11 protein-coding genes are annotated in these 10,140 nt (G+C 59.1%); 5 read left to right on the top strand and 6 right to left on the bottom strand.

What is annotated here, in order from left to right; all coding sequences use genetic code 11:
• Positions 1-579, top strand: a 579-nt coding sequence (locus BA066_04940) for a dihydroxy-acid dehydratase (protein ID RDD53348.1), incomplete at its 5' end; no start/stop codon positions are given.
• A gap of 17 nt (positions 580-596) precedes the next feature.
• Here the strand turns inward: BA066_04940 and BA066_04935 are convergent.
• From BA066_04935 to BA066_04925, 3 genes are read right to left on the bottom strand one after another with little or no spacing between them, the layout of a single operon-like run.
• Complete coding sequence (locus BA066_04935; protein RDD53347.1) at positions 597-1,055, bottom strand: hypothetical protein; 459 nt, start codon at positions 1,053-1,055, stop codon at positions 597-599.
• A 17-nt stretch (positions 1,056-1,072) separates the two neighbouring features.
• Positions 1,073-1,489, bottom strand: coding sequence for a cupin domain-containing protein (locus BA066_04930; GenBank protein RDD53350.1), 417 nt, complete (start codon positions 1,487-1,489; stop codon positions 1,073-1,075).
• Entirely contained in the window at positions 1,489-1,824 is a 336-nt protein-coding gene (locus BA066_04925) for a cupin domain-containing protein (protein ID RDD53349.1), read from the bottom strand. The genes BA066_04930 and BA066_04925 overlap by 1 nt, the downstream gene beginning before the upstream one ends.
• Before the next feature lie 88 nt (positions 1,825-1,912).
• Between BA066_04925 and BA066_04920 the strand changes: the two genes are divergently transcribed.
• From BA066_04920 to BA066_04910, 3 genes are all read left to right on the top strand, one after another.
• A complete protein-coding gene (locus tag BA066_04920; protein RDD53346.1) occupies positions 1,913-3,400 on the top strand; it encodes a hypothetical protein in 1,488 nt (495 codons plus the stop codon).
• A gap of 68 nt (positions 3,401-3,468) precedes the next feature.
• Positions 3,469-4,032 (top strand): DJ-1/PfpI family protein, encoded by a 564-nt coding sequence (locus BA066_04915; protein RDD53345.1) that lies wholly within the window; start codon positions 3,469-3,471, stop codon positions 4,030-4,032.
• A 117-nt stretch (positions 4,033-4,149) separates the two neighbouring features.
• The gene (locus tag BA066_04910) at positions 4,150-6,798 is read left to right on the top strand and encodes a pyruvate, phosphate dikinase (GenBank protein RDD53344.1); all 2,649 of its coding nucleotides are present in this window, start codon (positions 4,150-4,152) and stop codon (positions 6,796-6,798) included.
• A 52-nt stretch (positions 6,799-6,850) separates the two neighbouring features.
• Here the strand turns inward: BA066_04910 and BA066_04905 are convergent, their stop codons facing one another.
• The 3 genes from BA066_04905 to pstC are packed head-to-tail and all read right to left on the bottom strand — an operon-like array spanning position 6,851 to position 9,370.
• Positions 6,851-7,612, bottom strand: coding sequence for a phosphate ABC transporter ATP-binding protein (locus BA066_04905; protein ID RDD53343.1), 762 nt, complete (start codon positions 7,610-7,612; stop codon positions 6,851-6,853).
• Positions 7,609-8,451: a phosphate ABC transporter permease PtsA gene (gene pstA / locus BA066_04900; GenBank protein RDD53342.1), complete on the bottom strand. Its 843-nt coding sequence runs from the start codon at positions 8,449-8,451 to the stop codon at positions 7,609-7,611. The genes BA066_04905 and pstA overlap by 4 nt, the downstream gene beginning before the upstream one ends.
• Positions 8,444-9,370, bottom strand: coding sequence for a phosphate ABC transporter permease subunit PstC (gene pstC / locus BA066_04895; protein RDD53341.1), 927 nt, complete (start codon positions 9,368-9,370; stop codon positions 8,444-8,446). The genes pstA and pstC overlap by 8 nt, the downstream gene beginning before the upstream one ends.
• A 307-nt stretch (positions 9,371-9,677) precedes the next feature.
• On the opposite strand from pstC, the gene BA066_04890 reads away from it, so the two are divergent.
• Positions 9,678-10,140 (top strand): aldehyde ferredoxin oxidoreductase (locus BA066_04890; GenBank protein ID RDD53340.1); only part of this gene is annotated, 463 nt, incomplete at its 3' end.

Raw genomic sequence — 10,140 nt, 5'->3', positions numbered from 1 at the left:
ATAAGGCCCAGGAGCGACCCCTACCACGGGGAGGGCGGCCTCGCCATCCTCTGGGGAACCCTAGCGCCTAGAGGGGCCGTGGTGAAGCAGACGGCGGTGGATCCGGATATGCACGTCTTCAGGGGTCACGCGAAACCGTTCGACTCGGAGGAGGATGCCGTGAGGGCCCTCTTCGATGGGAGGATCGAGGAGGGGGATGTCATCGTGATAAGGTACGAGGGGCCCAAGGGGGGACCGGGGATGAGGGAGATGCTGGCGGCCACCGCAGCTATAGCTGGGATGGGTCTCAGGAGGGTGGCCCTCGTCACTGACGGTAGGTTCTCCGGAGCCACCAGGGGGCCAGCGATAGGCCACGTCTCCCCTGAGGCGGTCGAGGGCGGGCCCATAGCGCTCGTGGAGGAGGGGGACGAGGTCCTCATAGACATACCCGGGAGGAGATTGGACCTGCTGGTGGATGAGGAGACCCTTGAGGAGAGGAGGAAGAGGTGGGAGCCAAAGAGGAAGGAGGAGACCGGGTTCCTCAGGATATTCTCCATGCTGGCTGAGTCAGCTGACAGGGGAGCCGTCCTCAGGGCTTAGCTTCGGTCCGCTCGGCCTCAGTAGAACTGGGGAGGCAGCTCCCCCCTGCTCAGCTTCCTCCTGACGTAGACGCGGAGTAGGGTTATGTAGGCCGTGTAGAAGAAGGCGCCGTACATGGCGCCCAGGAGGAGCATGGCTGCCAGGGTCATGTGAGTTAGGCTAACCGTGGGTCCCATGAGCCAGATCAGCAGGGGCTCGGATATCCCCAACCTCGCCACGGGATATGCAACGATCCAGGAGAGCCATACCTTGGGGAAGGGGTGCTTCACCCTCCCTGGCATCGGTATGAGCCTCATGAGGAGGTCCAGGTAGTAGGAGAAGGCCAGCAGGGGGAGGGATATTGCTGCCGCGTAAACGGCCCCGTGCTCGGGATCTGGTGAGGCCAGGTATAGGAGGAGGAGTGCGCTCATCGGTATGAGGCTCGTCAGGAGGCCTATCCACCTCACGTAGACGAACTTGGGAGGGGGCCTTAGCATCCTACCATCCCGCGGGCTCACTCCAGGATCTCATAGGGGGACTCGGTCGGCCACCTGGGTATGAGGGGGACGAACATTATGCCGCCGACGACAACGTACCTCAGCACATCCCTGCCATTGTTGAAAACTCTGTGCCTGACGCCCTCCGGTAGGAAGACAGCGTATCCCCTCCTCACCTCATACCTCTCTCCCTCTATCTCAACCTCACCCTCCCCCTCCAGGATGTAGTAGACCTCCTCGCACCTGTGCCTGTGCAGGGGCGTGTGATGCCCCGGATCCACCTCAACAACACCCATTATGAGGGATTTCGGGTCAGGATCTACTGTCTCCGGATATATCACCTTCAGATCCCTCACGTGCTTCCTCTCCTCTCCCCTCTCCATGGGGGCTCCTCCTGTCACCTCCTCCGGCCTCACCACGTACTTGGGCATGATCATCCCTCCTCCAAGTCCCTCTTAAACGTTTCGTGAGGTGGAGAGAATACCTCGATAACCTTCGTGTCCTCCAGGGCCAGCGCCTCGTGCTCAACTCCCCCCGGAATCACGTAAGCGTCTCCGGGACCCAGCTCGATTGTATCACTCCCTATCCTGAGCCTGAGCCTCCCGCTGACAACGTAACCCACCTGCTCGTTAGGGTGGGAGTGGGCCCTCCCGACGGAGCCGGAATCCATGCTGACCTCGAGCAGGAGGGTCCTCTCCCCCATGGCCAGGGTCCTCCTCCTCACCCCCGGCCAGGTCTCCACCACAGGAGCCTCGCTCCCCCTGCGCATCCTGAACATACGGGACCCTCCTACCGGATAATGCAGGAAAAGCTTATATTAATTACCTAAGCACGCTGCGGTAAAGGTCGGTGAGACCATGGCGGAGGAGAGGGAGAGCCTCATTCTGGGGAGGTTCAAGAAGCCCTTCGACATAAAGGAACTCCCGGACTTCCCAGGGTACGCCGCCATGATAGGCCCAGGCGTCGTCTGGGCAGGCCTGTCTCAGGGCAGCGGTGAGCTCATATGGTGGCCCTACATGGTCGCCAAGTACGGCGTCTTCCTCCTCAGCTGGCTGCTATTCTACGCTTCCCTCCAGTACTGGATAAACCTGGAGATAGCGAGGTACACGATGGCGACGGGTGAGGGGATATTCGAGGGGTTCCACAGGGTTCACAGGATATACGGGTGGCTGATGTTCATAATGTCTATGATAGTGATGCTCTGGGTCGGTGGCTACGTCTCAAGCGGCGCCACGGCCCTAGCAGCTCTCACGAACTTCCCAGCTGGATGGGACGCGGCCGGCCAGACGAAGTTCTGGGCGGAGGTTGCCATAATAGTGATATGGCTAATCTTCATCCTCGGCCCAGTGGCATACAAGGTGGTGGAGTACGTTGAGGTGCTTGCCGCACTCATCTCCTTCTTCGGCATGCTGATAGCTGCCCTTCTCTCACCAGCCGTGGCTAAGGTGGCCGGTGAGTACTTCCCGGCCCTGATACCCTGGTACGCCAGCGGGTTCAACATGCTGCCGCCGAACTTCGACCCAAAGGACATGAACATATTCATAACGCTCATAGCCTACACCGGGGCCGGAGGCTTTTGGAACCTGCTCTACAGCTACTGGGTCAGGGACAAGAACGCTGCCATGGCTGCTCACATAGGGAGGGTCACGAGCCCCGTCACTGGGGAGCCGGAGCCAATACCCGGGGTCGGCGTGGCCTTCAAGGATGGCCCTGAAGTTAGGAAGAAGTGGAAGGAGTGGATGACGTGGCAGTGGATCGAGAACTTCATAGGAGTTGCCATGAACACGCTGACGATAGTGCTCACCACCCTCCTGACTTACGCGGTCCTCAGGCCGGAGTTCCTGGCGACCGGAAAGCTCCCATCCGGCTGGAAGCTCGTCGTCTACCAGGCGGAGTGGTTCGGCCACCTCTGGGGGGACATAGGTAGGGGCCTCCTCTACATAGTGGGCTTCTTCTTCCTGGTGGATGCCTACGTAACGGCCCTGGACGGGGCGGGCAGGACCGTGGCCAGCAACCTCTACACGGTGCCCGGGATTCCGGAGAGGATAGAGTACCGCAAGATCTACTACTACGTGGTCACGATATTCACGGTCATAGGGATGATAACCGTGCTCCTGGAGCAGCCGGGAGCCCTGGTGCTCCTGACGGGCGTGACCAACATGCTGATAATGGTGATCTTCACCTGGGGCTTCTTCTACCAGAACTTCCATCTCCTGCCCAAGATACACCCGGCCGGCAACGTGGTCAGGCCCTCATGGGTGGTCTTCATCTTCCTGCTGATAAGCGCCGTGTTCTTCACCTACTCGTTCATCCTCTACCTGGGAGTCACCTTCAAGCTCTGGTAACACCCCCAATCTTTCCTTTTTAACTCTGCAAGTTTATAAGGAGCACCCACTTGTTGCGGAGGGATACCATGACCAAGAGGGTCCTCATAGTCGCTGGTGATGCCGTGGAGGCCCAGGAGCTCTTCTACCCTTACTGGCGCCTCAAGGAGGAGGGCTTTGAGGTGCATGTCGCCGCGCCCGCTAGGAAGACGCTCATGACGGTCGTCCATGACTTCGAGCCGGGTTGGGAGACTTACACGGAGAAGCCCGGTTACAGGTTCGTCTGGGTGGACAAGGAGTTCAAGGAGGTGAAGCCGGAGGAGTATGATGGCCTCGTCATACCGGGGGGCAGGGCCCCCGAGTACATAAGGCTGGACCCCGACCTGGAGAGGATAGTGAGGCACTTCATGGAGAAAAAGAAGCCACTGGCCGCCATATGCCACGGTCCCCTGGTCCTGACAGCATACAAGCTAATAGAGCCGGGCATGAACGTGACCTCATACATAGCTGTAGCCCCCGATCTCAAGGCGCAGGGGGCCAACTGGCACGACAAGGAGGTGGTTGTATGCAGGGGCCACATAGTCACAGCTAGAGCCTGGCCGGACCTGCCGGCCTGGATGAGGGAGTTCATAAGGATCCTGAGGGAGAGGTGAACCTCAGCTCCTCCTTTTTTAGGATGACCATCCGAGGGCGGCTCCCGATGATTTATGCTTGTGAAACTTGGGAAAAGGTAATAAGGTGTCCTCCTCAGGGCCCCTCGGTGGAGCCGGTTGAGGAAGCTAGTGTACACATACGATGAGTCCGACCCTGAGGATGTGAAGCTCCTGGGCGGCAAGGGGGCTGGCCTGGTCCTCATGTACAAGCACGGCCTCCCCGTGCCCCCGGGGATAACGATAACGACGGAGGCCTGCAGTCTCTTCTACTCAAACGGGGAGAGGCTCCCTGAGGGTCTGATGGATCAGGTAAGGGAGGCCATGGCCTGGCTCGAGGAGAAAACTGGCAGGAGGTTCGGGGACCCGAGGAACCCGTTGCTGGTCTCCGTGAGGAGCGGGGCCCCCGTCTCTATGCCGGGGATGATGGACACCGTGCTCAACCTGGGGCTCAATGATGAGACCCTTCAGGGCCTCATAGACCTCACGGGTGATGAGAGGTTCGCTTACGATGCCTACAGGCGATTCCTACAGATGTTCGGCAGCATAGTCCTAGGGGTGGATAAGAGGGTCTTCGATGAGATATTCGAGGAGGTGAAGGCGAGGAGGGGGGCGAAGTACGATGCGGAGCTCAAAGCCGAGGACCTGAAGGAGGTGGTCAGGAGGTTCAAGGAGGTCCTGGGCGATAGGTTCCCGCAGGATCCATGGAAGCAACTGGAGCTCGCTATAATGGCCGTGTTCAGGTCCTGGAATTCTCCCAGGGCCGTTTTCTACAGGAAGGCGAACAACATAACCCCGGATATAGCAGACGGTACCGCCGTCAACATAGTGGCGATGGTCTTCGGGAACATGGGCTTCGATTCCGGAACTGGAGTGCTCTTCACCAGGGATCCGGCCACCGGAGAGAACGTGCTCTATGGTGAGTTCCTGCCGAACGCCCAGGGGGAGGACGTGGTGGCGGGGATAAGGACCCCAAAGAGCATAGAGGAGCTGAGGAGGGAGAGCCCCCACCTGTACGAGCAGATATACGAGATGGCCAAGAGGCTGGAGAGGGTCAAGAAGGAGGTTCAGGACATAGAGTTCACGATAGAGAAGGGGAAGGTCTACCTCCTGCAAACGAGGAACGCCAAGATGACGCCACTGGCCAGGGTGAGGACCGTTGTTGACATGTACAGGGAGGGGCTGCTGACAAAGGAGGAGGCGCTCGCGAGGGTGAAGCCCGAGCACATAATAGGCCTCCTTTACCCCAGGCTCGATGAGTCATACCTGAAGAAGCACTCAATAACGCCGATAGCGGAGGGCCTGAACGCCTCACCAGGGGCGGCGACAGGGAGGGTCGTCTTCGACGCCGATACGGCTGTGGAGTGGGCCAGCAGGGGAGAGAGGGTGATACTAGTGAGGGAGGAGACCAGACCGGATGACGTCCACGGCTTCTACGCCTCCCAGGGGATACTGACCAGCAGGGGAGGCATGACCAGCCACGCCTCCGTGGTTGCGAGGGCGATAGGGAAGCCGGCCGTCGTGGGGGCTGAGAGGATAAGGATAGATTATGAGAGGAGGGAGTTCAGGGTGGACGGCATCACGGTGAGGGAGGGAGACGTCATAACGATAGACGGCTTCACGGGGAAGGTCTACCTGGGCGAGATCCCAACGGCCAAGGCCGAGCTCCCCAGCGAGTTCTTCGAGATACTCAGGATGGCCGATGAGGTCAGGAGGCTCGGTGTCAGGGCGAACGCGGACACGCCAGAGGACGCGGAGATAGCCAAGAGGTTCGGTGCCGAGGGAATAGGGCTCCTGAGGACGGAGAGGATGTTCAGGAGGCCCGAGAGGCTTTCAATATTCCAGCAGGTGATAATGGCGAGGACGAGCGAGGAGAGGAGGGAGGCCATGAACAAGCTTGTCCCGTTCCTGAAGAAGGACTTCCTCGAGATATTCAGGGTCATGGAGGGGCTGAAGGTCACCGTGAGGCTCTTCGACCCTCCGCTGCATGAGTTCCTCCCGAGCTCGGATGAGCTGCTGGAGAGGCTCTGCGACGCCAGGATGAGGGGGGACGGTGAGGAGGTGAGCAGGCTGGAGGCCCTCCTGAGGAGGGTGAGGGAGCTCAGGGAGGCTAACCCTATGATGGGACACAGGGGAGTCAGGGTGGGCGTCACCTACCCGGAGATATATGAGGCCCAGGTCAGGGCGATCGTTGAAGCTTATCTGGAGCTCAGGAGGGAGGGGAAGGACCTTCAGGTTCAGATAATGATACCCCAGGTTTCGGATCACAGGGAGATAAGGTACGTGAAGGAGCACGCAATAGAGCCTGTATTCAAGGAGTACGGCATCAGGATGCCAGTTGGTACCATGATAGAGGTCGTGAGGGCCTGCATAACCGCTGATAAGATAGCGAAGGAGACCGAGTTCTTCAGCTTCGGGACCAACGACCTGACTCAGGGCGTCTTCACCTTCAGCAGGGACGACGTTGAGAACAAGTTCATGCACGACTACCTTGAGAAGGGGATACTGGACTTCGACGTCTTCCAGAGCTTGGACACAGAGGGGGTGGGAGAGCTGATGAGGATAGCGGTGGAGAGGGGAAGGGCCTCCAACCCACAGCTGGAGATAGGGATATGCGGCGAGCACGGAGGGGATCCGAGGAGCATAGAGTTCTGCCATAGGATAGGGCTGGATTACGTGAGCGCCTCGGCCTTCAGGGTGCCCGTGGCCAGGCTCTCCGCCGCCCATGCAGTCCTGAAGGAGAGGGGGGTGGAGTTCCCGATCTACTGAGCTCGGTCCGGATCCCCAGGGCTTCCCGAAGGCCAGGCCCCGATCGACCGGGTCAGACCTCCCCCTTCAGGAACCTCATGGTGAGCTCGTGCCTCGGGTTGAGGGCTATCTCCTCTGTGAGGCCGAACTCGACGAGCTCACCCATGTAGAGGAACGCCACGTAGTCGGAGATCCTCATGGCCTGGTGGGGGGTGTGGGTGACGAAGACGACTGTTATCTCATGGGTCTCGACCAGGCCCCTCAGGGCCTCCTCTATCTTAGCGGCGTTTATCGGGTCAACGTTGGCCGTGGGCTCGTCCAGGAGGAGGAGCTTCGGCCTCAGGGCCAGCGCCCTGGCGAGGCAGAGCCTCTGCTGCTGCCCACCGCTCAGCTTGTGAGGGGGATCCCTGAGCCTCTCCCTCACCTCATCCCAGAGCATGGCCTTCTCAAGGGCCCACCTGACCAGATCATCCAGCTCCTGCTTGCTCTTTGCCAGCCCATTGAGCTTCGGCCCTATGGCAACGTTATCGTAGATGCTCATGTTGGGGAACGGGTTGGGGACCTGGAAGACCATCCCTGTAAGCCTCCTCACCTTGTAGGGGTCGGAGGAGTAGACATCCATCCCGTGAATCACGACCCTTCCCCTGACCTCGCAGGAGGGCACGATGTCGAGCAGCCTGTTTATGGCCCTCAGCAGGGTCGACTTCCCGGAGCCCGAGGGACCCATGACCGCGAGTATCCTCCTCTCAGGGAGCTCCAGATTTATGTTCCTCAGTATCTCCCTCCCCCCTATCCTGACGCTCAATCCCTCAACCAGCAGGGCCACCTTCCTCATAGCACGACCCTCCTGGTTAAGCTCCTTGCTAAGAGAAACACCGCTAGGAAGAGCGTTGTGAGCACGAAGGCCGCACCCCAGGCGACCTCATGCCAGTTGGCGTAGGGTGTCTGTATGAAGTCGAATATCAGGAGGGATATCGAGTCGGAGTAGCCCAGGGGGTCGAGAGAGATCTCCTGCCTCTGCTTTCCCACCGTGAAGAGGAGAGGGGCCGTCTCCCCTGTGACCTTGGCGAAGCCCATGAGTATGCCAGTGATTATCCCCCTCTTCGCTATGCTAACGCTCACCCTGAAGACCACCTGAGTCCTGGAGAATCCCAGGGCGTATCCAGCCTCCCTGTAGGTCTTGGGGACGCTCTCCAGGGCTTCCTCGATGTATGTAGTCACGTAGGGGATCATCATTATCGCTAAGGCCAAGGAGCCTGCCAGCATCGAGAACCTACCCATGGGAACAACTACCAGGGTGTATATGAGCATGCCGACCAGTATTGATGGGATCTGGAGGAGTGCCTTGCTCAGGCTCCTCACCCCCCTAGAGATGGGGTTTCCCGGGAATTCCACTGCGAAGAGGGCTGATGCGAAGGACAGCGGGATCCCCATGAGGGAGGATGTGAAAGCCAGCATGAAGGTGCCCGCTAGAGAGGGACCTATGCCACCAATGCCGCCGCCCGGGGGAGGTGGTGGATCCGTCAGGAAGCCAACTCCGGCCCTCAGGACCGGGGGCAGACCCCTCAGGATGACGGAGAGGAGTATGTGGAATATCGGGAGAACCGCGAGAGAGGCCAGCGCGACTGTGAGGATCAGGAAGAGTCTCTCCTTCAATTCCCTGACGCTAACCATACATCTCCCTCGCCTTCCTCATCATCAGGAGTCCGAGAACGCTGAAGATGATGCCTATGATTAGCAGGACGAGCCCGCCCGCGTAGAGGGCGCTCTGCATGTAGGGGTAGAAGTTCGACTCCGAGAACTGATTAGCTATGAGGGAGGGGATCGTGTAACCGGGAGAGAATAGGCATGGGGAAACGTTGAAGGAGTTACCTATGACGAGGGTCACGGCCACCGTCTCGCTGGACGCCCTTCCGAGTCCCAGGAGGAGGGAGGCTATTACCGCCGGCCTTATCAGTGAGATCATCATCCTGAAGTACTCGTACCTGTTGGCGCCGAGTGAGAGGATCGCCTCCCTGTAGATGGCTGGGATGCTCCTGTAGGCGTCCTGTATCAGGCTGTGCATGAAGGGTATCACCATTATCGCTAGTATCACCCCCGCCGAGAGGAGTGATGCCCCACTGAGCGGTTCGCATGAGAAGAGAGGTATCCAGGGAAGGTGTGAATGGAGAGGAATCATTATCTCATCCCTCAAGAACGGTATCATCACCTCGACTCCCCAAAGACCGTAGAGGATCGTTGGAAGCCCGGCCATCAGGTCTATCAGCGTGGAGAACAACTCCCTCACCCTGAGGTGGGCCAGCTCCTCGATTAGGTAGACGGTCGAGAGCGAGAGGGGTAGAGCTATCGCTGAGGCTATCAGGGAGGTCACGAGGGTGCCGTAAAGTGGAGCGAGGAGCCCATAGCTCGCTAGCTCAGCGCTCACCTCGGAGGGTCTCCAGAGGTTCTGCGTGAAGAGCCCGATCCCGAATCTTGATATCGATGGGTACGATACCGACACCACCACGTAGGCTAGGGCCGTGAAGATGACGAAGACGATCGAGGCGAATGGCAGGAGTGAGAGGAAGAATCCCTTATCATACTTGGGGAGCATCGATCCCTTGCTCCGCGCGGACGGGATCGCTGACATATCGTTGATACCCTTCCCCTCCGGCTGACCACTATATGTTAAAATTATAAACATTGCCTAAGTAGGGAAACTACCTCTATTTAGATATGCATTGACTATATAGATGCGGATGGGCAGCAGAGGCACTCGGTCGCTCACCCTCACGGATCGGGCCCGCGCGCTCCCTTGCCGCACAGGGTCAATTCAAGCGGAACACTCTTGACATGCGTCCAAGGATGCGGCGATCGTGTAAAAGTTTATATCATTGCCTCCGGCAATCCCTCGGATCCGCATGAGGGGCTATGGTCTCATTCACTGGATCGACCTCAGTGAGAGGAAGGTTAGGAGCGAGCCAGTCCCGGATGAGCTCGCCTGGAAGTTCATAGGGGGGAAGGGACTGGGCGCCAAGATCCTTTATGACATGACCGATGCCAACACGGATCCCTTGGGTCCCGAGAACCCATTGATATTCGCCATAGGCCCATTCACCGGTACCGCCGTGCCTTACTCCGGTAAGGGGACCTTCGTCTTCAAGTCCCCCCAGACCGGGATAATAGGGGAGTCTGTGATAGGCGGGACCCTGGGAGCGGCCACGAGATGGGTGGGGACGACGGCGCTGGTCATAATGAAGAGGGCGGAGAGGCCAACCTACTTGGTCCTGAGTGAGAACGGTGTCGAGTTCAGGGATGCCAGCGGTCTGTGGGGGAAGGACATCTATGAGACCGAGGAGGAGCTCAGGAAGGAGCACGGAAGCA

The sequence above is a fragment of the Candidatus Korarchaeota archaeon NZ13-K genome (assembly GCA_003344655.1).
Taxonomy (GTDB): Archaea; Korarchaeota; Korarchaeia; order Korarchaeales; family Korarchaeaceae; genus Korarchaeum.
Note: the sequence above shows the minus strand (reverse complement) of the source record. Positions and strands in the feature narration are given on the sequence as shown.